This window comes from Portibacter lacus (assembly GCF_021533215.1).
Taxonomy (GTDB): Bacteria; Bacteroidota; Bacteroidia; order Chitinophagales; family Saprospiraceae; genus Portibacter; species Portibacter lacus.
Genome location: NZ_JAJNKA010000006.1, coordinates 285038 through 311050, shown reverse-complemented (window position 1 = coordinate 311050; position 26013 = coordinate 285038). Strand labels below are relative to the sequence as shown.

The following is a 26013-nucleotide window of genomic DNA, read 5'->3' as shown; positions in this document are numbered from 1 at the left end:
ACTAAACCTTTTTTTATGTCAAGTAAGAACAAAAATTTATCAAAAACGTCAGGAGACATTCCATCTGGGAAAGGATACAAGATAGGAATAGTTGTTTCTGAGTGGAATGAAAAAATCACAAATGCACTTTACGATGGATGTTTAGAGACACTTATCACTTATGGTGTGGATGTGAATGATATCAAAACAATTCATGTTCCAGGTACTTTTGAATTACCTGTAGGGGCGAAGATGCTTCTCGGAGAAGACAATTACAATGCTATCATTTGTATCGGATGTGTCATCAAAGGCGAAACAAAACATGATGAGTACATCAGCAATGCAGTTGCTAATGGATTAGTTAATCTCGGAGTACTTTCTGGGAAACCCATCATTTTCGGTGTATTAACACCTAACACTTCTGAACAAGCCGAAGATAGAGCTGGCGGAAAGCATGGTAATAAGGGCGTAGAAGCAGCTGTAACCGCTCTAAAAATGGCCGATATCAAAAGATCACTCAAAGGCTTCAAAGTTAAAATAGGATTCTAATGAAATTATCAGTCATTCATGCTGGTCTTTTCAAGTTAGATGGAGGCGCAATGTTCGGAGTTGTTCCTAAGAAACTATGGAGTAAGCTCACACCAGCAGATGAGAATAACATGTGTACGTGGGCGATGCGTTGCTTGTTAATAGAAACTGGAGATCGGAAGATCTTGGTGGATACTGGAATGGGAGATAAGCAAGATGAAAAATTCAGAAAACATTTCGAACCACATGGACCATTCACCATCGAAGAATCACTTCAAAAACATGGTGTAAGTTCCTATGATATTACAGATGTATTTCTCACACATTTTCATTTTGATCATGTAGGAGGAGCTTTGAAAAGAGACGGAAATGATATTATTCCTTCTTACGAAAATGCTACCTACTGGACGAATGAAAAACATCATCAGTGGGCGCTGAATCCTAATGATAGAGAACGAGCTTCCTTTCTGAAAGAGAATATCGAGGGGCTTAGCAATCATAAGGTATTAGAATATATAGATGTCCGTCAAGACATTTCATGGATTAAAAATATCGAGGTAAAGTTCTTTTATGGCCATACAGAAGCGATGATGGCCCCTATAATCACCTTACAAAATGGTCAGAAAATAGCATATGTAGCGGACCTCTTACCGTCCTCATATCATATAAGAATGCCATATGTAATGAGTTATGATATAAGACCTTTGGAGACCTTGAAAGAGAAAAAAGAATTTCTGGAATATGCAGTAACTAATAATATTTATGTTATTTTTGAACACGATCCGATCTATGAATGTGGGAAGGTGGCAAAAGATGAGAAAGAAAGATACTTTTTTAGTGAACTTAAAATGTTATCGGACGTGTTATAAAATTATACTTAATAAAGATTCTCGGATAATGATCTTGTTGAGCTTTGATAAGTAAACATAAAGTGCGAAAGCACAACTAAACCGAGTTAAACAGTTATTAGCCACTCATCAATGTTTCGCTTTTTAATTTTTACCTCACATTTTTTAATCTTTTTATATTTTTATAATGAATATTTTTGTAGCAAAACTTTCTTACGATACTTCGGAAGCTACTCTTCTTGACACGTTTGAAAAATTCGGTGAAGTCGAATCTGTTAAAATAATTATGGACAGAGAGCAAGGCAGATCTAAAGGTTTTGGTTTTGTAGAAATGCCGAACGATGATGAGGCGTACGAAGCCATTAACGCACTTAATGAATCTACTTTAGATGGTAGAGAAATTGTAGTTAAAAAATCTAAGCCAAAAGATTCCGGATTCGGTGGTAACCGAAGAGGCGGAGGAGGTGGTGGCGGAGGCTACAATCGCGGTGGCGGTGGCGGTGGCTACGACAGAGACAGAGGAAATAGATATTAATCTATTCAACATATAATAAGGGTTGATTCGCATGAATCACCCTTTTTTTTACTTTGTCATTTTATCGAGAAACTCTATAATCATTTCATCCAAGGTTCCTGAGCCTTTAAGATCTCCTATCATTCCATATAATGCTGCAGATCTATTAGTATTCGTATCGCTTTTCTGAACGGCCAATTTCTGAAGTTTCCCAAATGTTTTTTCAGGAAGTATTTTCTTAAGACCTTTTGCAGCTCCTACTTGCAGTGAATTTTTCAATTTATTAAAGTCTTTCTTTTTTGCAATCTTATAGGCTTTATCAAAGTCAATTTTAAAATCCTCAAATACTTCCGCATGGATCGGAGATATAGACAAGTGCAATGCTGAAGGATCTTGCTGCCTATCCATTTGCCATGATAACTCATGCATTTCATCTCCTAATTCATAAATATTGAAACCATCTGCTTGTATTGAAAAGATGCACATATCCGAACTTCCTACAACTGATATTCCTTCGTAAGATGAAAGAAAATCTTGGTAGGCTTTCGCCGTACTCATCATTTTCTGCACAAGAGACTCATAACCTGCTTGTCCTAAAAGTTGAAGTACTGTCCATGCTACTGCAATAGCACCTCCAGGTCGCGTCCCCATAATTGACGGTGATGCATATATTCCTCCAGGCCAACCCGTATAAATATAAAACTGAGACTTCCTTAGCTCATTATCATTATACAATACAACAGAGCTCCCTTTAGATGCGAATCCATACTTATGAATATCAGCACTAAGAGAAGTTACACCAGGTACGCCTAAATCGAAATTAGGAAAAGTTCTATCTTTTATAAATGGTAATACAAATCCTCCTACGCATGCATCAACATGAAACGGAATTTTATGCTTTAAAGCAACTTGACCTATTTCAGGAATTGGATCTACTACACCCTGCGGATAAGAAGGAGCCGACGCGACAAGGAGCACCGTATTCTCATTAATCAGTCCTTCATAGGATTCTGGATTAACTCTATAATCACTTCCGACAGGTAAAATATGAAGCTTAACACCGAAATAATCACAAGCCTTATTAAAAGCTGGATGTGCCGATAATGGCATTATAACTTCTGGTGCCGTTATATTTCTATATTTTTTAGCATATTCTTTAGCAGCTTTAATGGCCATCAGAATCGATTCCGTTCCTCCACTTGTCATTACTCCTCCAGCGTTATCGCCAGCATTGAACAATGACTTACACATGCTTATCACTTCAGACTGCATTATACTTAAACTCGGAAAAGCAGATGGATTTAGTGCATTCTCTGAAAAATAGGATAAATATGCCTTCGATAAGGTCTCTGTAATTTCTGGCGAAGCATAATAAACATAACTGAATGCCCTACCCTGCTTCCATCTTAAATCATCACTTTTAAGCGTTTCCAATTTGCTTAATAAAGTATTAGCATCTGATCTTTCTTTAGGAAAATCCATTTTTTTTAATTTGACAACCAACTTTCTAATAAATAACTCAAACTTATCCCTAGATAATTACCAACCGCATAGCCCACAAGACCGGTCGCCATTCCTGCGAAAACGATTTGCCTATTCTTCATCACGCTGGCAATCTGGCCGATAAACGCTGGCCCATATAAGGCAGCTGTAGAAGTAATCAAGGTGGTATCTCTATCTATCTTAAATATTCTAGAAAGTCCTAGATGAATAAGTACAGTAAAGATAAAACATCCACCAGTAAATAATATCACATTCCCTCCCGTATTGATTAATTCCGCAAAATCCGATCGCATTCCTATTGCGACACAGAAAACAAGCAACATGTAATCTCCTGCTTCGAATGATCCTTCTAATGTTCGTATCGGTTTATAAAAAGATGCGCCCACACTGAGTGAGGTAAGCACTAATATAATAAATGTTGTATTACTTAAACCTCCAAAAAACAAAAATGCTAATCCTACAGTAATTCCGACAACAGCCAGAGACAGCAAGACCGCAATAGCTCTTGCTTTGTGATTAACTGCAACGGAAGCAAAAGTTTCATTAGATTTTGATTCATCATATTTATAATCTGGAAGAAACGTTCCGAATAATTTATGCGCGAATGAAGTAATAAATAACAAATACAACCCGCCCCAAAGAATTTCTGCTGCATTTAATATGACAAAGGTTTCTTCTGACACTCCTAAAGCTAATCCCACCGCTTGCATATTAGCAGTTCCTCCTGTGAAAACACCTGTTAACATTCCACTTTGGTGCCAGACTTCATCCAATTTATCATTGAAGATAAATGCAAAAAATCCAGTGCTCAGCATTGCAGCAATTATGGCGAAAATAAAAGAGAGAACTGTAGGACCTGCATGCTTGAACCAAGCTTTAATCTCCGCGGAAAAAAGCAAGAGCGGAATGGCGATCATGATACTAATTTCAGAAAAGTTCTTATTGATCGCTTCACTTAATGGAACTAAGCTGAACATCGAAGTCAATATGCCGACCACATAAGCTAAAACAACGGGGCTGAGCAAGTTTCCAACTTTACTTCCTTTCAGATACTTATTAAGTATCCACGGCACAAAACAGATGATTAGAATCTGAGGTATATATATCATATCGGTGTGAAAGGTAAAAAAAAATTACTTATCCCAAGGAGCAAAATTGATGTTGATAAATTTTGCATAGGAATGTCTTTTAAAATAGAACTTTAAATTTCCATTTTGACTTAAAGTAAATGCGTTACAAATGAAGGAATTTATTTATCAATCTTATAACTTTTCTTTTTAACGATTAAAACTTAACCTATATCCCTTTTGATTCGCATTAACCTCCCCATTAGAATAAGCTTTGAAACCATTGACAAAGGTTTTAAGTACTTTATTGTGAAATGTTTTCCCTTCTAAAGGTGACCAACCACACTTGAACCTCACATTTTCTTTAGATACCGTCCACTCAGAATCCATATCTACTAGAACTAAGTCAGCATAATACCCTTCTCTCACATAACCTCTATCTTGGATTTCAAAACATACTGCAGGTGCATGAGACATTTTCTCTACCACCTTTTCCAATCCGATCACGCCTTGCTGATAAAAATCTAACATCATATTCAGAGAATGCTGAACTAATGGCAACCCAGATGGCGCCTTCATATAGAGTCCTTGCTTTTCTTCTAAAGTATGAGGTGCATGATCCGTAGCAATAATGTCTAATCGATCATCTAGTAATGCTTCCATTAATGCCTTCTTATGACGAGCTTCTTTTACCGCTGGATTACATTTCACTTTAGAACCAAGAGTTTCATAATCATCCGCATCAAAATACAAGTGGTGAACGCATACCTCAGATGTTATTCTTTTCTCTGCGAGCGGTATTTCGTTAGTAAAGAGATCTAATTCCTCAGCAGTAGAGATATGAAGAATATGTAATCTCGTATCGTATTTCTTTGCCATTCTAACAGCAAGTGACGAGGACTTATAACAAGCTTCTACACTTCTGATTTCAGGATGTGCTGAAAAAGGGATCTTATCTCCATATTTTCTGACATATTCTTCCGTATTTCTGCGGATGGTCATTTCGTCTTCACAATGTGTAGCGATAAGCATAGGCACTTTGCTAAACAAATTCTCTAATGTTTTCTCATCATCTACTAGCATATTTCCAGTCGATGAACCCATGAATATCTTAACACCACAAACGGTTTTCTCATTTGTTTTCAAGACATGCTCAATATTCTCGTTTGACGCACCCATGAAAAAGGAGTAGTTCGCAGGTGAAACTTGAGAAGCTTTAGCATACTTTTTTTCTAATTCCTCTTGCGTTAAAGCGGCTGGTTTAGTATTCGGCATTTCCATAAAAGTAGTAGTCCCACCAGCAACTGCAGCTCTTGACTCACTTTCTATATCTGCCTTATGTGTAAGTCCTGGTTCTCTAAAATGGACTTGGTCATCTATTACACCTGGCAAAAGATAATTACCTTTTCCATCTACCTCTTGAGCCTCTCTGGATTCTATGATGCCACCGATTTTTTCTATTCGATCATTGACAATAAGCAGGTCACCTTCTATTTGTTGACCTTCATTGATTATTCTAACATTCTTGATTAACTTCTTCATATGGCCTAAAATTAATACTTTTGCGAAAACGAACCAACCAAAATGAATTACAGAAAAAAGAAAGTCGGTGTATTAGGTGGCGGCCAATTGGGACGAATGATGTACGAAACCGTGTTAAAATGGGACTTAGACCTTCATTTCATGGATCAGAGCAGGGACTTTCCAGTTGGTAAAGTTTGTCCAAATTTTGAAATTGGAGATTTTAGCAATTATGATGATGTAATTCGATTTGGAGAAGGAAAAGACATTGTAACCATTGAAATAGAGGCAGTTAACCTAGAAGCCTTGCGAGAGTTGAGAAAAAGAGGCGTAATTATACATCCATCGCCTGATGCTCTAAAAATTATCAATGATAAGGGATTACAAAAAATGTTTTACGAGTCTTATGAAATTCCGAGTGCTGCTTTCCAACTATTCCAAAACATTGACGAAGTCAAAAAAGCCATCCAAGAAGGAGGACTCTCCTACCCTTTTGTTCAGAAAGTACGAACGGGAGGCTATGATGGGAAAGGCGTTTCAGTTATAAAAAGCAAGGATGATCTACCTAAATTATTGGAAGGTCCTTGCTTGACAGAAGATCTTGTGCCAATCGATAAAGAAATAGGAGTTATCATTGCTAGAAATGAATCCGGAGAAATGAAGGCCTATGATCCAGTGGAAATGGTTTTCGATGAAGAGGCGAACTTAGTCGACTACTTATTTGCGCCAGCTCACCTTTCATCGACATTGACAGAAGAAGCTATCAAAATCGCTAAAAACTTAATTACAAAATTTGACATTTGTGGGTTATTAGCAGTAGAATTCTTTCTAACCAAAGATGGAAAACTAATGGTCAATGAAGTTGCACCAAGATGCCATAATTCAGGACATCATTCCATAGAAGCTTGTGAAACGTCTCAATTTGAGCAACATATTCGAGGCGTGATGAATATGCCACTCGGCAATACACACTTAAAGTCTAAAGCGGTTATGGTCAATTTGCTTGGAGAAGCAAATGCTACGGGCGAAGTCAGATACCAAGGAATGCATGAATGTCTCGAAAAAGGTAATGTGAATCTCCATTTTTATGGCAAGTCCGAAACCAAACCATTCAGAAAGATGGGACACGCAACCATCTTAGAAAAAGATATCAACACAGCTATAGAAAAAGCTAAATTTGTAAAAGAAAACTTAATTGTAACAACATGAATAAGCCAAGAGTAGGAATTATAATGGGGTCAGATTCCGACCTACCTGTGATGAAAGCCGCTGCAGATATCCTTAATTATTTTAAAATCGAATTTGAACTGACAGTCGTTTCAGCACATCGAACTCCTGAAAGGATGTTTGATTATGCGCAAGGAGCTCACAAAAGAGGAATCCAAGTTATTATAGCTGGAGCTGGAGGAGCAGCACATCTGCCTGGTATGGTTGCAAGTCTTAGTCCATTACCAGTAATAGGAGTTCCTGTAAAATCTTCTAATTCAATAGATGGTTGGGATTCGATATTATCCATTTTACAAATGCCGAATGGTGTTCCTGTAGCAACAGTTGCATTAAATGCATCTAAAAATGCAGGAATATTAGCAGCGCAGATATTGGGTGCTAGTGATGAAAAAGTACTTGAACGAGTATTGACTTATAAAAAAGAATTAAAGGAAGAAGTCGATCAAAAAATTGAAAACTTAAAGCAAAAGGGCTTTTAAGACCGTCCTATGTATGACACTTTATCTTAATGGTTTCTATTCATTTCGATAAACTGGAAACAGTTTGGAAACCAATCTAGTTATGTAAATATGAAATTACTCAACTTTATCTTCTTATTTCTTTGTGTCAATACATTTGCGTTTTCACAATCAATAGATCAGTCGTTTTTCGAAAATACAGATCAATTTTTCAAGGAATATACAGCTGACGGCTTGGTTAATTATTTGGCTATCAAACAAGGTGAAGACTTAGAATCACTCATTGCGATAATTGAGCAGGCCTCTTACGCTGAATTAGATCCAGACACTAAAAAGGCATACTTAATCAATGCTTACAACCTCCTTGTTATTCATGAAACCATTAAAGGATATCCGACCTCATCCGTTCAGGATATTCCAGGCTTCTTTGACCGTAAAAAAATCAAAATTGCAGGGAGAGAAATGACGTTGAATGATATGGAAAAGAAAGAAATTCTGAAAGAATTCGATGATCCAAGACTACACTTTGTCCTCGTTTGTGGTGCACTAGGTTGCCCACCCATAACTAATTTCGCTTACCAAGGTTCAGACATTGACAATCAAATAAATAGTCAAACTAAAAAAGCATTAAACAATCCTGAATTCATAAAAGTCGAAGACGATAAACTTCAGCTTTCTCAAATTTTCAAATGGTATGCAGAAGATTTTGGTAACAGTAAGTCTGCTATTATCTCATTCATTAATAACTATAGTCAGCAAAAGTATGCAGAGAATATTTCCGTAAACTACTACAATTACGACTGGACTTTAAATGCGGCATCCACTTCGTTCAACGCAAGTTCTGCAACTCCAGCAAATGCAGGAAGATACATTGTTTCCTCTACGATACCTCAAGGGCAGATAGAATTAAAAATATTTAACAATCTATACTCTGAAGTCATCGGTGATAACAGAGCCACTTTCATGACTTCCTCTGCAAGTTTTTTGTATGGAATCAATAGAAGGTTCAATTTTGGTTTCAATACCAGGTACAGAAGAGTCTTGAATAATGTCCGACCTTCTTCCCCATTTGACGTGATTTCAGATATTGCTTCTGGTTCTTTCAGACAAGGCGTGACGGCATTTGGTCCACAGATCCGATATGCCCCCAAGCCTGACTGGCCTAATTTTTCAATTCAAAGCAGTTTTGTTTTCCCGATTGGCAAGGATCTTTCAGGAGGAAATGGGGAACAATATATCGACTGGGCAGGTCCTAGTTTCTACAATCAATTTTTCAATGACTTATCGCTAGGTACTCGGTTTTCATTATTTACAGATATCGGACTGAACTGGGAAGACATCGGAAAATTATCCAATGGAAGAATTAATCAAGTGTCGACTCCTCTAACCGCTATTCTTAGTTTTAGTCCCACCGCTAATTCTATTCTATATGCGTTAGGAGGATTCACACCATATTACAGATTGCCTTTTGATTACTTCATCCAAGGTGGTTTCGGTGGAAAGTATCAGTTTACGAAAAATGTAGAATTAGAATTGCTTTATACGGGCTTCACGAATAAGTATTTAATCGCCAATGGAGGTGGAGCAGCTACCTATAACATTGGTTTTAGATTTAATATTTAAGACTAAGTTTTCATTTTAAATCGTAACTTTCCCATGTATATGAAGGGATATGGTTTTATGTTGTTATGCTTTTTCCTAGGGACTAATTTTTGTATTGGTCAAAGGATAGAAGGGCTTAAGAAAATGGATATGGATTATATTCATTTGTTTACTTCTTTTGATGACCAAGAAGCTTCCACGATATCAGAATTAGAACTTGATCTTCAGCGCATTAAGAACATTCCGGGCATAGGTCGAGCCGATTTAATGTTCGATTCCATATCTCAAGACTATGTTTTTACAATTAAGGAAGTTACCACGCTCCTTCCTATTGTCAATTTCGGAGGAATCACAGACAATTATTGGTATAAACTTGGCTTGTCTGATTACAATCTTTTCGGCCAAGGGAAAAACGTAAGCATTCACTATCAAAACAATAATGGGAGACATTCTGGTCAGCTATATTATCGAGATCCGTACCTAATTGGAAATCGGTGGGGATATTCTCTGGATCTAAATACTTGGTCGTCAGAAGAGCCCTTATTCTTCGAGGAAGGAATCGTCAATTATGATTTCAATTATAAAAATATAGGCGGAAGCGTAATCCGAAATTTTGGGATTCATCGCATGTTGGAATTGGGTGCGAATTACTTTGTTGAATCATACGAAAAAAGTGAGCGCCAACCTCTAGAAATGCCACCTGGACCAGTTTCATTAATCCAGCCTAAGTTGTTGATCAATACGAGTTATGAATCGAATTTCGTGGATTACCATTTCTTTTTCTTGTCGGGTTCTCACTGGAAAGCCACGATGCAAAATGTGTATAATCTGGACGAAAAAGATCTTTTTCATATCCTTCAGCTTCAGTATAAGAATTATATCAAATTTGGAAAGATTGGGAATTTAGCAATGAGACTTCGTTTTGCACTTTCGACCAATAACTATTCTCCGTTTGCACCATTTGTGATTGATAGTTATGTGAACATTAGGGGTGTAGGGAATCGGATAGATAGAGGAACAGGGCAAGCTATTTTCAATATTGAATATCGACATACGCTTTTATCTAGATATCCTTTCGGAATACAGGTTGTTGTTTTTTCAGATCTTGGATCTTGGCGTAATCCCGGTGGAGAATTGAGTGAATTAGTTGATATTGAATCAGTTCGACATTTTGTAGGTGGCGGTTTCCGATTTGTATATCAGCAGATTTTCGGAGCTACTTTTAGAATTGATTATGGTGTGGATATTTATGATTTAAGCCAGCGAGGATTTGTGATAGGTTTAGGTCAATATTTTTAGGACCTTGGGTTTTAATCCGAGAATGATTCACTTAAAAATGCAACACTTTCTTGCCTCACGCTAATGCTCTGCTTAAAAAGCGTCACATTAACCTACTATTTTTAACGGACCTTGGGTTTTAACCCGAGAATGATTCACTTAAAAATGCAACACTTTCTTTCCTTGCGCCAATGCTCTGCTTAAAAAGCGTCACATTAACCTACTATTTTTAACGGACCTTGGGTTTTAACCCGAGAATGATTCACTTAAAAATGCAACACTTTCTTGCCTCACGCTAATGCTCTGCTTAAAAAGCGTCACATTAACCTACTACTTTTAATGGACTTCGGGTTTTAATCCGAGAATGATTTACTCAAAATGCAACACTTTATTGCATCACAGTAATGCTCTGCTTAAAAAGCGTCACATTATCCTACTACTTTTAATGGACCTTGGGTTTTAATCCTAGAATGATTTACTCAAAATGCAACACTTTCTTCCATCACGCCAATGCTCTGCTTAAAAAGCGTCACATTAACTACTGTTATTGGACCTCGGAAAAATGCAACACCTTCTTGCCTAGCTTAAAAGCCCAGCAAGAAGTGTCGCAATAAAATTTTACTCCTGAATGGTAATACTTATAATTTTATCACCTTGTTTGATACTATTCACAACATCTTGATCGTCCTCAGATTTTACTTTTCCGAAAACGGTGTGCTTATCATCTAACCATGGAGTAACCACATGGGTAATGAAAAACTGGCTTCCATTTGTTGCAGGACCTGCATTAGCCATTGAAAGAATTCCAGGATCATCGTGACTCAAATCTGGATGAAATTCGTCTTCGAAGTTATATCCTGGACCACCTGCTCCAGTTCCCGCTGGACACCCTCCTTGGATCATAAAATCAGGAATAACTCTATGAAAGTTTAATCCATCATAATATCCTTTCTTTGCCAATGTCGCAAAATTCGCTACCGTTTTCGGCGCTTTACTTGCAAACAAGTTAACATGAATATCTCCTTGAGAAGTTTTTATTGTTGCCTCAATGTCTTTATCGTAGCTTGCTGTTTTAATCGCAGTAAGCATTTCTTGAGGGTTAATTTTGTCTAATGCACTCATTATTTTAATTTTTTGCAAATGTATAAAAGCAATTTCAATTTATCGATTCGTGGGAGTTAATTTTGGATAATGCACCTTTATGCTTATCAGTCAATGTGTATGATTAATAATTAACCAAAAATTCGAGTTAGTGCTCATACGTGAATTGATTATAAACCTATTCCCAGTTTCCAACTTTACGTCTCAGCATCATCATTTCCTCTTGCATCTGCTCTATTCTCTCCAGCAAATTAAAAACCACATCGATCCCTTCTACATTAATATGCAGCTCATGATGAATTCTGGTAATTTTTTCTAGCGTAATTAATCCGTCCCTATGAATAGTGACAAAATTGTCTTGGTAATCTGCTTGAACCAGTTCATTTTCTAGTAATTCTTCAAAAAAACTTTGAGATAAATCATAATGATTACAGAGTTCAACAACGGAGATGTATATTTTCTCTTCCATAATTATCGCTGCTTTTTAAGTTCTTGAAATAATTCCTTCTCTTTTGCACTTAGGCTAGTTGGTATTCTCACCTTATAGGTCAATATTAAATCACCAAAGGTCCCGTCTTTCTTGTATACTGGAAAACCTTTAGCTTTCAATCTAACTTGGGTCCCATTTTCAGTTCCCGCTTTAATTTTCAATTTCACCTTCCCATCAAATGTCTCCACAATATGCTCGCCACCTAATACAGCATCGTAAAGATCTACATCAACAGTCTTAAGCAAATTATCTCCATCGCGCTGGAATCCCGATTTATTTTTAATAACAAAGGTGATATTTAAGTCCCCCTTTGGGCCGCCATTAGCACCTTCTCCTCCGTAACCTTTAATCTTTATGGTTTGACCATCTTTAACACCTGCTGGAATAGTTAATCGGATATTTTTTCCATTCACTGTCAGCGTTCGCTTATGTGTTTCGTATACGTCACGTAGATCTAATGAAAGTGAAGCATTGAAGTCTTGGCCTCGAAATCTGACTTGTTGTCGTCCACCGAATCCACTTCCGCCACCTTGTCCACCAAACATAGAACTAAAGAAATCAGAAAAATCATCATCTCCGAAACTTGACCTGCCTTGGCTGCCCGCTCGCGATGAATATTGTGCTTGTTCTTTTTTTGCTTTTTCGAAAGCCTCAGCATGCTGCCAATCTTTACCATACTCATCGTATTTCTTTCGATTCTCCGCATTTCCTAATACCTCGTTGGCTTCATTAATCTCTTTAAATTTGATTTCTGCGGCCTTGTCATTCGGATTAAGATCGGGATGGTATTTTCTGGCTAATTTCCGATAAGCCTTCTTGATGGCTTTCTCATCTGCACCTTTGCTTACACCCAAAACTTTATAGTAATCAATGTAATCCATGTTTTATTTTTATAGTTATATAACAATAAAATAAATTTAAACCGAAAGTGTTTGATAAAAAGAGTAAAATATCTTTATTAGGGGCTAATAATTAAATGTTGTCCTATTCGCAAAGTAGATTTTGCGCTTACTTTTCTATTATTCATTCGGACTATATCACTGACTCTCATTCCATTTTTACGAGCAATTCCCCATAGGGTATCACCGCTTCTAACTACATATATTTTTTGAGCTCGTTTATCATATCCATCAGCAAGTTCCTTCGTTTTCAGAATTTCATAATCACCCTTGCTGTAAGAACTATGACTATATGGATCCGTTAATCCCTTCGTCACCCATAAAGAATCCGCGTATACTTTAGGCTCTACAAAGTCCATTAAATAATCAGGATTGATGCAAATTCCTTTATGACGAATCTCCATATGAAGATGACTTCCACGCGCATTTCCCGTTGCACCTCCGAGTCCTATGTACTGTCCTTTATCTACAAAATCATTAGTCTTTACTCCATATTCAGATAGATGCGCATATACCGTTTCGATATCGTTTTCATGACGAACGATGACCGTTTTTCCATGCCCCCTAGAATAACCAACAAAGCGAACTTGACCTGAAAAAATAGTTCTTACCGTGTCCCCAACTACTAAGTCAATATCTATCCCTCGATGTGGACCTCTCCGTCTTCGCCCAAATCTAGAAGTTACAACCATATTTCCATTCACAGGAGGGCTATACTTTAAATCATCAAATTGTAGCAAGAATGGCTTTTCTACTTTTACACTCTTAAATGGATTCACTTCCAGGGTATCCCAGTAATCAGTGTAAAGTGGTTCTATGTATTGAGGATTATTCTTCTTTTGCAAGATATCATATTCGCGAGCTGTTATTATTTCCTTTGTTTCAGAAATTAGATATGCAGCACTGCCATCGAGCATAATTTTCTCATAGGTCAGTGTATCCACTAAAGGCGTAACTTCCTCTTGAGCGTAAGCATGCGTGATTAGCATACTTATTAGTATTATTGTAAAAATATTCTTTATTCTCATTTTATAAGGGTGAGCAAATTTAATAAAATCTAATTAATCGAAGTGAATGTTATATTTACACATTAAATGATCCTAGAAATAGTATACGAAGACGAGCACATCATTGCCATCAATAAGCCACATGGATTATTAGTCCACCGAACTAAAATTGCCAATGATGCGACTGAATTTGCTCTACAAATACTCAGAGACCAGATAGGTCAGAAAGTTTTCCCTGCACACCGCATTGACAGAAAAACTTCTGGGGTGTTACTATTTTCTAAGTCTAAACTCGTAGACTCTGAAATTCAACATCTGTTTAGAAACCATTTACCTATAAAAACTTACAAAGCCATCGTTAGAGGATATGCTCCTAGTGAAGGAACCATAGATTATGCAATAGGTGAAGGAGATAAAAAACAAGATGCATTAACCAAGTTTACTTTAGAAAAACACTTTGAAATTAATGTACCACTCGGGAAGCATCCTACCTCCAGGTATAGCTTAATATCCGTTATGCCTACAACGGGGCGTTTTCATCAAATCAGAAAGCATATGTCCCATATTTTCCATCCCATCATAGGAGATCGACCACACGGATGCAGTAAACAAAACAGGTTTTGGAAATCGGAATTTCAAATGGAAACCATGATGCTTCATGCTGAGAAGCTTCAGATTGAATACCCTAAAGGAAACTTTATCAATATAAAAGCTGATCCGAGTCCTGAGTTTTTGAGGGTTTTAACTATATTGAAATCAAAATTATAAAAATGGAATTAAATATTGCCGTGTTAATAGATGGAGATAATATTCCATCTGCTTATGTGAAAGAAATGATGGAGGAAATAGCAAAATATGGAAATCCTACCATTAAAAGAATTTATGGAGACTGGACAAGACCTGGCCTTTCTAAGTGGAAAAACATCCTTTTAGAAAATGCCATTACACCGATCCAGCAATATGGTTATACCAGAGGTAAGAATGCTACTGATTCTGCCATGATCATCGATGCGATGGATATCCTTTATTCCGGAAAAGTAACTGGGTTCTGCTTAGTTTCGAGTGACAGTGATTTCACTCGCTTAGCAACAAGACTCAGAGAAGCAGGAATGCAAGTGATAGGAATCGGTGAAAAGAAAACGCCAAATCCATTTATCGTAGCCTGCGATAAATTTATATACATCGAAATTCTAAAAGGCAAGGAAGATGAGGATGAAGTTTCCTCGGCTAAAAAACCTGCTGCAACAAACAATGTGGATAAAATAACGCCAAGCATTATTAAATTTATTTCGACTACCATTGCCGACATTGCTGATGATGATGGTTGGGCATTCTTAGGAGATGTTGGTAGTTTGTTACAAAAAAAGATGCCGAATTTTGATTCAAGAAACTATGGTTTTCATAAATTAACTCCTCTTATAGAATCCATCGATAAATATGAAGTTGAACGAAGGGAAAATGCAGGAAGGTTCAAGTTGGTATATGTCAGACTAAAAAAGAAAAAACGAAACAATAAATAAACTGAAAGACGCGCATATGAATAAGCACTTTATATGGATACTAGCCGTATTCATAATGATTTCTTGTAACAAAGAAGAAAAACTTGATATTCCAGTTGATGATGGAGCTCATATAACTCTAATCGGAGGTAACTTGGGATCTAGGATGATGAACTATGGCCACTTCGAAACGGAAATGCAACTGGCTTATCCTGAGAAAAAACTGATCATTCGAAATATGTGCGATGGAGGAGATACTCCTGGTTTTCGCCCACATTCCTCTAGAAAATCGCCTTGGGCATTTCCTGGAGCAGAAGCATTTTATGATGAAGAAACGAAAGGTTCAGGAAGTCGAGGTGACTTTATGACGCCAGATGAATGGCTAACCCATCTTAATACAGATTACATCTTAGCATTTTTCGGCTTTACAGAATCGTACGCTGGATATGCTGGACTGTCCAATTATAAAGATGAACTTCGGGCTTTTATTGATCATACATTGGCACAGAAATATAATGGTAACAGCCCGGCCAAGCTTATATTAATTTCACCGACACATTTCGAAGACCTTAGTGCTAAAATGGACTTACCAGACGGTGTAGAAACAAATAAGAATTTAGAAATGTATACTAAAGCTATGGCCGAAGTGGCTTTAGAAAAAGGTGTCCCATTTCTTAATATTTATGACGTTACTAAAACATGGAATGACTACACTGTAGACGGTCTACAATTAAGTGATAGCGGATATGAGAAGCTTGGTGAATACTTAGTCGATCATATTTTCACTGGCCAAAAGAACAATTCAAAAAATAAGGAGCTTGTTCATGATTATGTTCAAGAAAAAAATTGGATGTGGCATAACGACATTAAAGTACCTAATGGCGTGCACGTTTACGGTAGAAGATACGAGCCTTTCGGGCCTGATAACTACCCAAATGAAATAGATAAAATTAGGGCAATGACTTCACTTCGGGACTCTGCTATATGGAGTGCATTAGAAGGTATCGAAACAGACCTTGAACAAAAAGATGAGAGCACACCAGTTCTACCTCCAGTTGAAACCAATTATAAGCCTAAGAACATTGAAGATCAAGCTTATAAATATGGTGACGATGCATTAGCGACCATTACCGTTGCAGAAGGTTATAAAATAGAATTATTTGCCTCTGAAAAAGAATTTCCTGACTTAGCGAATCCTGTACAAGTAAGCTTCGATGATAAAGGAAGATTATGGGTTGCAGTTATGCCATCATATCCTCACTACAAACCAGGTGACAAAAAGCCTAATGATAAGATCCTAATCTTTGAAGATACGGATAACGATGGCAAGGCTGATAAGCAAACTGTTTTTGCGGATAAGTTACATCTTCCGATTGGTTTCGAAATCGCTCCTGAAGGCGTGTATATTTCTCAAGGAACTAACCTGAAATTACTGATAGATACTGATGGTGACGATCATGCTGATAAAGAAGAAATTCTACTAAGCGGATTTGACGATCACGATACACACCATGCTATAAGTGCATTTACAGCTGACCCTTCTGGAGCCATCTATATGGGAGAAGGAGTCTTTCTTCATACTAGTGTAGAAACACCTTATGGAACGATTCGAGGAACGAATGGAGGATTCTTCAGATATGATCCAGCAAAGAAAAAACTAGAAAGAACGGCTAACCTTCCGATTCCTAATCCTTGGGGAATTGCATTTGATGATTGGGGACAGAATTTTTTCATTCATACTTCGGGACCTGATTTCAGTTGGATGATGCCATCTACTGTGAAACCACGTTACGGATTCTCAACTCCATTAACTGAAAAATTGATCAAGGGAGAACACAGAGTGAGACCAACTTCGGGTATTGAATTTGTGAGTAGTCGACATTTCCCAGATGATGTTCAAGGTGATCTTTTAGTTAACAACACTATAGGATTTCTTGGAACGAAGCAACATAGAATGCTGGAAAATGGAACAGGATATGGTACGGAATGGGTTCAAGATTTAATTAGAAGTACAGATGGAAACTTCAGACCTGTAGATTTAGAATTTGCACCGGATGGTTCTTTATATATAGCAGACTGGCACAACATCTTAATAGGACACATGCAACATAATGCAAGAGATCCACTGAGAGATCATGCACATGGCAGAATATACAGAGTTACCTACCCTTCTCGACCTTTAGTAGAACCTGCTAAAGTGTATGGAGCAAGTATAGAAGAATTATTAGAGAACTTAAAATTACCAGAATATAGAACCAGATATAGATCTAAAAGAGTGCTAAGAGGTAAGGATTCTGGAAAAGTGATGTCCGCATTATCTACATGGATAGATGGTTTAGATCAATCTTCTCCTGAATATGAAAGATTACTATTAGAAGGTCTTTGGGTGAGCTGGGGAGCGAACAGTGTAGATGAAGAATTATTGAAAAAACTATTAAAAGCTCAGAACTTTAGAGTAAGAACTGCAGCAGTAAGAGTGCTTAGATATAATACAGATAAGGTCAGTGATTACCTTGATCTTTTCAAGGCCGCAGCCAATGACGAGAACAGTCGGGTGCGTCTAGAAACGATGGTCGCTGCTTCGTGGTTAAGTCCTAAAGAGGGAAATAGTGTATTCAATGAAATCGCATTGCATCCTCTTGATGATTGGATGAAGAAATCATACCAATATGGTCTTGCCCACTTGAACAACAGAGACGTTTCGGATGATCCAGATCCAGTAATTGACTCATCTTTGAAAGATGAAGAGTTAGCTTCATATATCAGAGGAAAGGAAATTTATGAAAGAGAAAGTTACTGTCAGACTTGTCACCAGTCGGATGGAAATGGACTCGTTAGTTCTGGTTATCCTCCATTGAAAAATTCTGAATGGGTTACAGAAAGCGCTGAAGTTCTAGCAAGAATAGTGCTCCACGGAATATATGGACCGATAACTGTGAATGGTCAGGAATTTCCAGGTCAAGTTCCTATGCCTCCATACCAAGAAATCTTAAATGATCAAGAAATTGCGGACGTCCTTACATTTGTGAGAAATTCTTTCGGGAATAAAGCATCTGTTGTAAGTCCTGACTTGATCAAACGATTGAGAAATGATGGCAAAGAAGGATACTATACTGCTGAAGAATTATTAAAATCCTACGATATTCAATAAGTCAATTTTATATAAAGTAGATTAAAATTGGATTCTTATTCATATCAACCAATTATTCAAAGTCAAAATCTTAATTAATCTCTTTATTTATCTTCAAGGCAAGTAAAGAATTTAGTTAAGATTTTGGTTCTGAATATCAATCAAATACAAGGTTCTTGTTATAACTTTTAGATGTCGTCTAAATATTAATTTTGTGTAAAAAGGCATAATTTTTAAAAAAGGATGCGTTGCTGAGACTATAAATCCAAGTAAAGTCTGTAATATTGCAACTTTTTAAATGCTAAAATTTTAATCTTATCTCAGTTACACTAAAAAAAGATCTGTACGATTATCAAGCGAAATCTATTTCTGAGATATTCAATTATATTGATTCTCATAAAGAAGAAAATAATAATCTACTTTTTCAACTACCAACTGGTGGTGGGAAGACCGTTATTTTTTCTGAAATAACTCGCCGATTCGTAGAAAATAGAAATCAGAAAGTTCTCATACTTACGCACAGAATTGAATTGTCAAGACAGACGAGTAGGATGTTAACCGAATTTGGTGTGGAAAATCTTGTCATTGAAAGTAGCGTAAAAACACTTCCGAAAGACAACCCATATTTTTGCTTTGTTGCCATGGTGGAAACCTTGAACAACAGACTTAATGATAAAGATATGGTGATGAGTGACATAGGATTAGTCATTATTGATGAAGCTCACTACAATAGTTTCACGAAACTCTTCAAGTTTTTCAAAAAAACAACCATTCTAGGTGTTACCGCAACTCCGCTTAGTAGTAATATTAAGTTACCAATGAATGAGAACTATGATGATCTGATCGTCGGTCCTCAAATAAATGATTTAATAAGTCAACAGTTTCTTGCTTCAGCGAAAATATCCGTCTATAATGTAGGTCTTGGATCTCTTAAAATCGGAATGAATGGAGATTATACCGTAAGTTCATCTGACCGATTATATGCAGATTTTAATATGCGTTCGCTATTGCTCAGAGCATATAAAGAGAAAGCTTTAGGAAGTAAAACACTAATTTTCAATAACGGTATCAAGACTTCTCAGCAAGTCTATCTCACTTTTAAGGAAGCTGGTTATGATATACGTCACCTAGATAATAAAAATAGTGCTAAAGAACGGAAAGAAATTCTGAAGTGGTTTAAGAAAACTCCTGATGCCATTCTTACTTCTGTAAGTATATTGACCACTGGATTTGATGAACCGACTATAGATACCATCATCATGAATAGAGCGACTAAGTCACTGACGCTTTACTTCCAAATGATCGGTAGAGGTTCTAGGATAACTGGTGATAAGAAAGATTTCACGATCATTGATCTAGGGAATAACGTGGCCAGATTCGGTCCATGGAACGCTCCTGTAGATTGGCAGAAAATATTCCAATCTCCAGATTTGTTCTACCAGAATTTAGTGATGGATGAAGATATCGAGAGACAATTCCGGTATGTGATGCCAGATGAACTCAGAGAACAATTTAAAAACTCTGAAGAGGTTGATTTTGATATCTATGCGGAATATGATAAGAATGTTGCGAAGCACGGGAAACCTACTGAAGTCCTCGCTTTATCACTAGATCAGCATACAGAAATCATAAAGGAAAATGCTCCAGATCTAATGACAGCATTGAGTTTAGCTAGATTACTAGAACATGATATTTCTCAAAGAATTAAACACTATTCTTACTGTATCACTAAAAGTACACTAAACTATCGCAGATGGTTAAGAGATGATTATGTCTCTAAATTGAGAGCACGGTTAATGAAAGAATATTAAACACAATATATGTTAGCGAGGTATTTACTATTCATTGTTGTATTATTTGCCTTATTTTCATGTAAAAATGAAAGCGCTGAAAATATTGAAACTCCTGTTACCATTGCAGAAGCATCTGTGGATGATATCTTAGCAGATTCATTAAATGCTTTTTTCAATACCCAATACTTTCTCGAAGATTCTTCCTACTTAGCAGGTGATTCCATTCCTTACCAATTCTACAAAATCGATCTAAATTCAGATGGTGAAGATGAAATCTTTGTCCGTTTATTGCATTCTTATTTTTGTGGAGACCAAGGTTGTACTTTCCTAATTCTTGATATGAACCTCACCGTTATCAATAAATTTAATTTTATGAGTGCGCCCATCGTCGTTTCGCATCAAATGAAAAACGGATGGAATGTTTTACTGACGCATTCTAATGGAGAGTTAAAGGAAATCGTGAATAAAAACGATCGATATCCATCTAATCCAGCAATGGTTCCTGCTAGTTCTATAATGATCCACAAAGATGATGTTACCATCTTCGAAGATGATTTGAATCCAAGTAAGACTTATTTCTTTTAATTTTTAGGTCAATTTTACAATTTTAGCAAGATCGTGGAATGCACTGACAAATAGTTAACGCACAAGCCATTGTGTAATGCCTAACTTTTCATAATTTTCAATGTTTTCTCGTCCTTTTCAAAAGTTTACATTTAATATGGAACATGCGTCCATTTGAATGGAAAAATATTCCATAAATTGTATATTTGGATTATTCGTAAGCAATTATAGTTTTAACACCAATGAATATTAGATTAGGAATTTTTGTGATTTTGCTTTTGCATTTCTCATGCAGTGGTCCAGAAATCTCAGAAGAAGTGGCAAGTGCTTATGAAGACTTACCTAAGCACATTGATTTCAATCAGCATATTAAACCAATACTTTCAGATAAGTGCTTCATCTGTCACGGACCAGATAATGCGAAAATAAAAGCTGGTCTACAATTACATACTGCGGAGAAAGGATATGCAGAACTCAAGGATTCCCCTGGAAAATATGCCATCGTTCCAGGAAATATCAGAAAGAGTGAATTAATCACAAGAATCCTATCTGATGATGCGGAGCTTATAATGCCCGATCCCGAATCGAATCTAACATTGACCAATAAAGAAAAAGCACTTCTTATCAAGTGGATCAAAGATGGAGCAGAATATCAAGATCACTGGGCATTTATTCCACCTAAAAAATACAAAATTCCTGAAGTTCAGCATAATTCTGATGTCGTAAACCCGATTGATAATTTTGTGATTGAAAGGCTTGAGTCTGAGAACTTAGAACCAGCAGCTAGAGCTGATAAAGAATTAATGCTTCGACGACTATCATTAGATATTACAGGACTGCCTCCTACTTTAGCAGAAATAGAAGAGTTCGTTAATGATGAGCATCCTGACGCCTATGAAAAACAAGTAGATCGCCTTCTGTCTTCGGATCATTATGGAGAACAAATGGCAACGGGGTGGTTAGATCTTTCGCGATTTGCTGATACACACGGCTATAGTGTCGATCGGTACAGAGATATGTCTCCATGGAGAGACTGGGTGATTAAAGCATTCAATGAAAACAAGCCTTATGATACATTTGTAACCTGGCAATTAGCCGGAGATCTATTAGAGAATCCAAGTAAGGAAATGCGGATCGCAACAGCTTTTAATCGATTGCATCCACAGAATATGGAAGGAGGCATTGTGAATGAAGAATTTATCATTGAATATGCCGTGGATAGAGCCAGCACTGTAGGCTTGGCGTTTATGGGATTAACCGTTGGTTGCGCTCGATGTCATGATCATAAGTACGATCCAATCTCGCACAAGAATTTCTATGAAATGACAAGTTTCTTCAATAATTTAAATGAGTCTGGTCAGATTTCATGGAATAGCGCAATGCCTGTTCCTACGATGTTGCTTACTACTGAAGAAGAGGATGAAATGATCGCTTACATAGAAAGTTTGGTAGAGGACGCAGAGGAAAAGAGCGTAAAAAGTGCTGAACAAGTTTTAGAGTCTAAATTTTCCAACTGGCTTGAATCTAAGTCTTATATGAAAACATTGACCGTTCTTCCTACCGACTCGCTGGCTGCTTATTTTAAGCTGGATGATGGAAATCTGAAGGATCACTTGCATCCAGATCATGAAGGCATTATGAAGAGGGAATCAGGTACGGGGCAGCTTACGCTCATAGCAGATGGAAAATTCGGAGACGGCGTAAAATTCGATGGTGATACTTGGATAGATTTACCAAAAACAGGTGTATTTGGAAGAAACGAACGATTCAGTATTAGTGTCTGGGCGAATATACCTTCTGCAATAAAGAATGGAAACATATTTCACAAAGGAGATGGCTCGATTCTCTACAACTGGCGCGGATACCATTTAAAAATTGTAGATAACCAACTCGAGATTTTGCTTGCCCATACTGCGCCTGGCAATTCTATAACCGAAATTACAAAGAAGGAATTCCCTAGAGATCAATGGGTTCACTTCGCTTTCACTTACGATGGTTCTAGCAAAGCTTCTGGACTTAAACTCTATGTGGATGGAGAAGAAATGGAAACCGAGGTAAAAGTCGATCGGCTTTATAAAGATATTTTATTCCGCAGAAGTAACGAACCCTCACTTCAGTTTGGCGCTCGATGGAGAGGAAAAGGAATCAAAGGAGGGATCATAGACGAAGTAAAAGTTTACAACAAGGAACTTACTACCTTAGAAATCAGGCTTTTGAGTGAGCATAAAAGTGTTATTGATATAACTAAAAAAGTCCCATCGGAATTAAATGACGAAGAGAAAAAGCTCCTTAAAGATTATTATGTCGGTGCCGTTTCTAAGGAAGTAGCAAAATCTTATGACGAACTCGTTAAGCAAAGAAAATCATTAGTAGATAGCGTTGAAAATATACAAGAACTTATGGTGATGGAAGAAACTCCAGAACCCGTTCAAGCTTACTTATTAGATCGAGGTGTGTATGATGCACGAACCATTAAGGTTTTCCCAAATACGCCTGAAGCCATCATGCCTATGCCTGAGGAATATCCTAAAAATCGACTCGGCTTTGCCCAATGGTTATTTGATAAGGATCATCCACTCACCGCACGAGTAGCAGTTAACCGTTTCTGGCAAAATTACTTTGGTCGTGGATTGGTAAAAACGAGTGAAGATTTCGGAAACCAAGGAGAAATGCCAAGTCATCCAGAGCTATTAGATTGGTTAGCTTTACATTTTATAGAGTCAGGATGGGATATGAAAGCGCTTCAGAAAATGATCGTGATGTCTAATACCTATAGACAAGAATCATTAGCTAGTCAGGAGATGTTAGAGCGGGATGAAGATAATATTTTACTGGCGCGAGGACCATCACAGCGACTTTCTGGAGAAATGCTTAGAGACAATGTGCTTCTAGCATCTGGTTTGCTGAATGACACCATCGGAGGCAAAAGTGTAAAACCATACCAACCAGCAGGACTCTGGAAAGTGAATGGTGCTGCCTATCAAGAGGACAAAGGAGAAGATTTGTATCGGAGAAGTATGTATACGATATGGAAACGTTCTGTTCCACATCCGACCATAGCAACTTTCGATGCACCTGATCGCTCTTACTGCACCATTTTACGACAAGAAACGAATACGCCGTTACAAGCACTAGTTTTACTCAATGATCCCACATATATAGAAGCTGCTAGAGTGCTCGGCGTTCAGATGCTTTCTGAAAAAGATCCGCTAGAAGGAATCACTAAGGTATTCAGAAAATTGACAGGGAGACTTCCATTAACTGCAGAATTAGATGGACTAAATGCGCTCTATCAAGAAGAATATAATATGATTGCAGAAAATCCTAAAAAAGCAGATGGTTGGCTTAATTCAGGTCAATTTAGGATTTCGTCTGAAGAAGATCGCATCAGAGTTGCAGCTAATGCGGTGGTGGCAAGCACAATTATGAATACGGACGCAATGATTACCAAAAGATAAAATGTATGTGCAATAATCATGAAATAACAAAGTCTAACAATCCTGATCTACAGCAAGTAGAACGTCAGCTGAGTAGACGTAACTTCTTGACTAAGACCTCAATGGGCCTTGGTGCGATTGCATTAAGTTCCTTGCTCAATGCTGAAAAGGCATTTGCGAGTCCTAGCAGTATTCCAAATGGTGAATTACTGCTTCAGAATTATAATAAGAATAGACTTGGCCTTCCACATCATCTCCCAAAAGCTAAGCGTATTGTTTATCTTTTTCAAAGTGGTGGACCTTCTCAATTAGAAATGTTTGAATACAAACCTAAGCTGAGAGATATGTTCGGTCAAGATCTGCCAGCCTCTATTCGAAAAGGTCAACGACTAACCGGAATGAGTGCTGACCAGACTTCCTTTCCGATCGCACCATCAATTATGAATTTCGAGCAATATGGTGAATCAAGGACTTGGGTCAGTGAATTAATGCCTTATACCGCTGAAGTTGTCGATGAACTCTGCTTTATTAAATCAATGCAGACCGATGCGATTAATCACGATCCTGCGATAACCTTTTTACAGACTGGAAACCAGCTCCCAGGCAGACCATCTATAGGTTCTTGGTTAAGTTATGGTTTAGGATCTGATAATGATAATCTGCCTACTTTCATTACGCTGGTCACGAAGAATATGGGAGGTCAGCCTTTGTATTCAAGGTTATGGGGAAATGGATTTTTGCCAACAGAACATCAGGGAGTTCAATTTAGATCGGGAAAAGATCCAGTGCTTTACCTCTCTGATCCTGAAAATTATGATGGTAAGGATCGACGTAGAATGCTGGATTATCTAAATAAACTAAACAACGTACAACACGATACATATGGCGATCCAGAAATCAATGCTCGGATGGCACAGTATGAAATGGCCTTCAGAATGCAAACTTCAGTTCCCGAAGTGACGGACATGTCCGATGAACCGGATTACATCTTCGACTTATATGGAGAAGATAGTCGAGATCCAGGAACCTATGCAGCGAATTGCTTGATGGCAAGAAAGCTACTTGAAAAAGATGTGAAGTTCGTCCAGTTATATCACCAAGGCTGGGATCAGCACGCCGGGTGTCCTGGAGGAGTGAGAGCGCAGTGTAAGCGAACAGACCAAGCCAATGCAGCTTTAATTAAGGACTTGAAGCAACGAGGAATGTTAGAAGATACACTTGTTGTCTGGGGAGGTGAGTTCGGCAGAACAGTGTATTCTCAAGGAGAACTAACGCCTCAGAATTATGGTCGAGATCATCATCCGAAAGCTTTTACGATGTGGATGGCAGGTGCAGGCGTGAAGCCTGGATTTACTTATGGAGAAACAGATGACTTCAGTTACAATGTGGTTAAAGACCCAGTCCATGTTCATGATTTTCATGCAACTTTACTTCATCTTTTCGGGATAGACCACGAAAGGCTGATCTTTAAGCATCAAGGTCGGCGCTTCAGGCTAACCGATGTCCATGGTCATGTGGTTAAGGATTTGCTTGTGTAATGCTAAGGTTTTCTGGATTGGCAGACCGAG

Annotated in this window: 21 protein-coding genes; 14 read left to right on the top strand and 7 right to left on the bottom strand. The window is 37.5% G+C overall.

Annotated features, from left to right (window positions below; translation table 11 throughout):
- Positions 1-15: 15 nt before the first annotated feature.
- The 3 genes from ribH (at position 16) to L2586_RS12525 (ending at position 1890) form a co-directional block, all read left to right on the top strand.
- Positions 16-528, top strand: coding sequence for a 6,7-dimethyl-8-ribityllumazine synthase (gene ribH / locus L2586_RS12535; RefSeq protein ID WP_235293248.1), 513 nt, complete (start codon positions 16-18; stop codon positions 526-528).
- Positions 528-1376: an MBL fold metallo-hydrolase gene (locus tag L2586_RS12530; protein ID WP_235293247.1), complete on the top strand. Its 849-nt coding sequence runs from the start codon at positions 528-530 to the stop codon at positions 1374-1376. Before ribH ends, L2586_RS12530 begins: the two co-directional genes overlap by 1 nt.
- A gap of 166 nt (positions 1377-1542) precedes the next feature.
- Positions 1543-1890: an RNA recognition motif domain-containing protein gene (locus L2586_RS12525; RefSeq protein WP_235293246.1), complete on the top strand. Its 348-nt coding sequence runs from the start codon at positions 1543-1545 to the stop codon at positions 1888-1890.
- 48 nt (positions 1891-1938) lie between these two features.
- On the opposite strand, the gene L2586_RS12520 is transcribed toward L2586_RS12525, so the two are convergent.
- From L2586_RS12520 to L2586_RS12510, 3 genes are all read right to left on the bottom strand, one after another.
- Complete coding sequence (locus tag L2586_RS12520) at positions 1939-3351, bottom strand: pyridoxal phosphate-dependent decarboxylase family protein (protein WP_235293245.1); 1413 nt, start codon at positions 3349-3351, stop codon at positions 1939-1941.
- Positions 3352-3356: 5 nt separating this feature from the next.
- Complete coding sequence (locus L2586_RS12515) at positions 3357-4481, bottom strand: DUF819 family protein (RefSeq protein WP_235293244.1); 1125 nt, start codon at positions 4479-4481, stop codon at positions 3357-3359.
- A gap of 168 nt (positions 4482-4649) precedes the next feature.
- Positions 4650-5981: a dihydroorotase gene (locus L2586_RS12510; protein WP_235293243.1), complete on the bottom strand. Its 1332-nt coding sequence runs from the start codon at positions 5979-5981 to the stop codon at positions 4650-4652.
- A 42-nt stretch (positions 5982-6023) separates the two neighbouring features.
- Between L2586_RS12510 and L2586_RS12505 the strand changes: the two genes are divergently transcribed.
- The 4 genes from L2586_RS12505 to L2586_RS12490 all read left to right on the top strand — a co-directional run bounded on the left by L2586_RS12505 (position 6024) and on the right by L2586_RS12490 (position 10546).
- Positions 6024-7169 carry a 5-(carboxyamino)imidazole ribonucleotide synthase gene (locus tag L2586_RS12505; RefSeq protein WP_235293242.1) on the top strand — a complete coding sequence of 382 codons (1146 nt, stop codon included), beginning with the start codon at positions 6024-6026 and terminating at the stop codon, positions 7167-7169.
- Positions 7166-7666: a 5-(carboxyamino)imidazole ribonucleotide mutase gene (gene purE, locus L2586_RS12500; RefSeq protein WP_235293241.1), complete on the top strand. Its 501-nt coding sequence runs from the start codon at positions 7166-7168 to the stop codon at positions 7664-7666. Before L2586_RS12505 ends, purE begins: the two co-directional genes overlap by 4 nt.
- 90 nt (positions 7667-7756) lie before the next feature.
- Positions 7757-9268, top strand: a complete 1512-nt coding sequence (locus L2586_RS12495; protein ID WP_235293240.1) for a DUF547 domain-containing protein — start codon at positions 7757-7759, stop codon at positions 9266-9268.
- A gap of 39 nt (positions 9269-9307) precedes the next feature.
- Positions 9308-10546, top strand: a complete 1239-nt coding sequence (locus tag L2586_RS12490) for a BamA/TamA family outer membrane protein (protein WP_235293239.1) — start codon at positions 9308-9310, stop codon at positions 10544-10546.
- A gap of 597 nt (positions 10547-11143) precedes the next feature.
- Here L2586_RS12490 and L2586_RS12485 read toward each other — a convergent pair.
- The 4 genes from L2586_RS12485 to L2586_RS12470 all read right to left on the bottom strand — a co-directional run bounded on the left by L2586_RS12485 (position 11144) and on the right by L2586_RS12470 (position 14004).
- A complete protein-coding gene (locus tag L2586_RS12485; protein WP_348535543.1) occupies positions 11144-11614 on the bottom strand; it encodes a peptidylprolyl isomerase in 471 nt (156 codons plus the stop codon).
- 190 nt (positions 11615-11804) lie between these two features.
- Positions 11805-12095: a chaperone modulator CbpM gene (locus L2586_RS12480; protein WP_235293238.1), complete on the bottom strand. Its 291-nt coding sequence runs from the start codon at positions 12093-12095 to the stop codon at positions 11805-11807.
- Between the two features lie 2 nt (positions 12096-12097).
- The gene (locus L2586_RS12475; protein ID WP_235293237.1) at positions 12098-12997 is read right to left on the bottom strand and encodes a DnaJ C-terminal domain-containing protein; all 900 of its coding nucleotides are present in this window, start codon (positions 12995-12997) and stop codon (positions 12098-12100) included.
- 77 nt (positions 12998-13074) lie between these two features.
- Positions 13075-14004, bottom strand: a complete 930-nt coding sequence (locus L2586_RS12470; protein WP_235293236.1) for a M23 family metallopeptidase — start codon at positions 14002-14004, stop codon at positions 13075-13077.
- Between the two features lie 105 nt (positions 14005-14109).
- Here L2586_RS12470 and L2586_RS12465 point away from each other — a divergent pair, with 105 nt between their 5' ends.
- The 7 genes from L2586_RS12465 (at position 14110) to L2586_RS12435 (ending at position 25983) form a co-directional block, all read left to right on the top strand.
- On the top strand, positions 14110-14790 hold the full coding sequence (locus L2586_RS12465) for a pseudouridine synthase (protein ID WP_235293235.1): 681 nt from the start codon (positions 14110-14112) through the stop codon (positions 14788-14790).
- 2 nt (positions 14791-14792) lie between these two features.
- Entirely contained in the window at positions 14793-15542 is a 750-nt protein-coding gene (locus tag L2586_RS12460) for an NYN domain-containing protein (protein ID WP_235293234.1), read from the top strand.
- 16 nt (positions 15543-15558) lie between these two features.
- On the top strand, positions 15559-18672 hold the full coding sequence (locus L2586_RS12455; protein ID WP_235293233.1) for a PVC-type heme-binding CxxCH protein: 3114 nt from the start codon (positions 15559-15561) through the stop codon (positions 18670-18672).
- A gap of 296 nt (positions 18673-18968) precedes the next feature.
- Positions 18969-20462 (top strand): DEAD/DEAH box helicase, encoded by a 1494-nt coding sequence (locus L2586_RS12450; RefSeq protein WP_317218956.1) that lies wholly within the window; start codon positions 18969-18971, stop codon positions 20460-20462.
- Between the two features lie 9 nt (positions 20463-20471).
- Positions 20472-21029, top strand: a complete 558-nt coding sequence (locus tag L2586_RS12445) for a hypothetical protein (RefSeq protein WP_235293232.1) — start codon at positions 20472-20474, stop codon at positions 21027-21029.
- 221 nt (positions 21030-21250) lie between these two features.
- Positions 21251-24466 carry a DUF1553 domain-containing protein gene (locus L2586_RS12440; RefSeq protein ID WP_235293231.1) on the top strand — a complete coding sequence of 1072 codons (3216 nt, stop codon included), beginning with the start codon at positions 21251-21253 and terminating at the stop codon, positions 24464-24466.
- A 5-nt stretch (positions 24467-24471) separates the two neighbouring features.
- Positions 24472-25983: a DUF1501 domain-containing protein gene (locus L2586_RS12435; RefSeq protein WP_235293230.1), complete on the top strand. Its 1512-nt coding sequence runs from the start codon at positions 24472-24474 to the stop codon at positions 25981-25983.
- The last annotated feature ends 30 nt before the right edge of the window (positions 25984-26013 follow it).

Bases quoted from the DNA above. Each gene is read 5' to 3' on its own strand.
- ribH (WP_235293248.1), top strand. From the start codon at position 16: ATGTCAAGTAAGAACAAAAATTTATCAAAAACGTCAGGAGACATTCCA.
- L2586_RS12435 (WP_235293230.1), top strand. From the start codon at position 24,472: ATGTGCAATAATCATGAAATAACAAAGTCTAACAATCCTGATCTACAG.
- L2586_RS12485 (WP_348535543.1), bottom strand. From the start codon at position 11,614: ATGCTTACTGCGATTAAAACAGCAAGCTACGATAAAGACATTGAGGCA.
- L2586_RS12455 (WP_235293233.1), top strand. From the start codon at position 15,559: ATGAATAAGCACTTTATATGGATACTAGCCGTATTCATAATGATTTCT.
- L2586_RS12530 (WP_235293247.1), top strand. From the start codon at position 528: ATGAAATTATCAGTCATTCATGCTGGTCTTTTCAAGTTAGATGGAGGC.
- L2586_RS12510 (WP_235293243.1), bottom strand. From the start codon at position 5,981: ATGAAGAAGTTAATCAAGAATGTTAGAATAATCAATGAAGGTCAACAA.
- L2586_RS12525 (WP_235293246.1), top strand. From the start codon at position 1,543: ATGAATATTTTTGTAGCAAAACTTTCTTACGATACTTCGGAAGCTACT.
- L2586_RS12495 (WP_235293240.1), top strand. From the start codon at position 7,757: ATGAAATTACTCAACTTTATCTTCTTATTTCTTTGTGTCAATACATTT.
- L2586_RS12465 (WP_235293235.1), top strand. From the start codon at position 14,110: ATGATCCTAGAAATAGTATACGAAGACGAGCACATCATTGCCATCAAT.
- L2586_RS12515 (WP_235293244.1), bottom strand. From the start codon at position 4,481: ATGATATATATACCTCAGATTCTAATCATCTGTTTTGTGCCGTGGATA.
- L2586_RS12445 (WP_235293232.1), top strand. From the start codon at position 20,472: ATGTTAGCGAGGTATTTACTATTCATTGTTGTATTATTTGCCTTATTT.
- L2586_RS12480 (WP_235293238.1), bottom strand. From the start codon at position 12,095: ATGGAAGAGAAAATATACATCTCCGTTGTTGAACTCTGTAATCATTAT.
- L2586_RS12505 (WP_235293242.1), top strand. From the start codon at position 6,024: ATGAATTACAGAAAAAAGAAAGTCGGTGTATTAGGTGGCGGCCAATTG.
- L2586_RS12475 (WP_235293237.1), bottom strand. From the start codon at position 12,997: ATGGATTACATTGATTACTATAAAGTTTTGGGTGTAAGCAAAGGTGCA.
- L2586_RS12520 (WP_235293245.1), bottom strand. From the start codon at position 3,351: ATGGATTTTCCTAAAGAAAGATCAGATGCTAATACTTTATTAAGCAAA.
- L2586_RS12470 (WP_235293236.1), bottom strand. From the start codon at position 14,004: ATGCTAATCACGCATGCTTACGCTCAAGAGGAAGTTACGCCTTTAGTG.
- L2586_RS12440 (WP_235293231.1), top strand. From the start codon at position 21,251: ATGAATATTAGATTAGGAATTTTTGTGATTTTGCTTTTGCATTTCTCA.
- L2586_RS12490 (WP_235293239.1), top strand. From the start codon at position 9,308: ATGAAGGGATATGGTTTTATGTTGTTATGCTTTTTCCTAGGGACTAAT.
- purE (WP_235293241.1), top strand. From the start codon at position 7,166: ATGAATAAGCCAAGAGTAGGAATTATAATGGGGTCAGATTCCGACCTA.
- L2586_RS12460 (WP_235293234.1), top strand. From the start codon at position 14,793: ATGGAATTAAATATTGCCGTGTTAATAGATGGAGATAATATTCCATCT.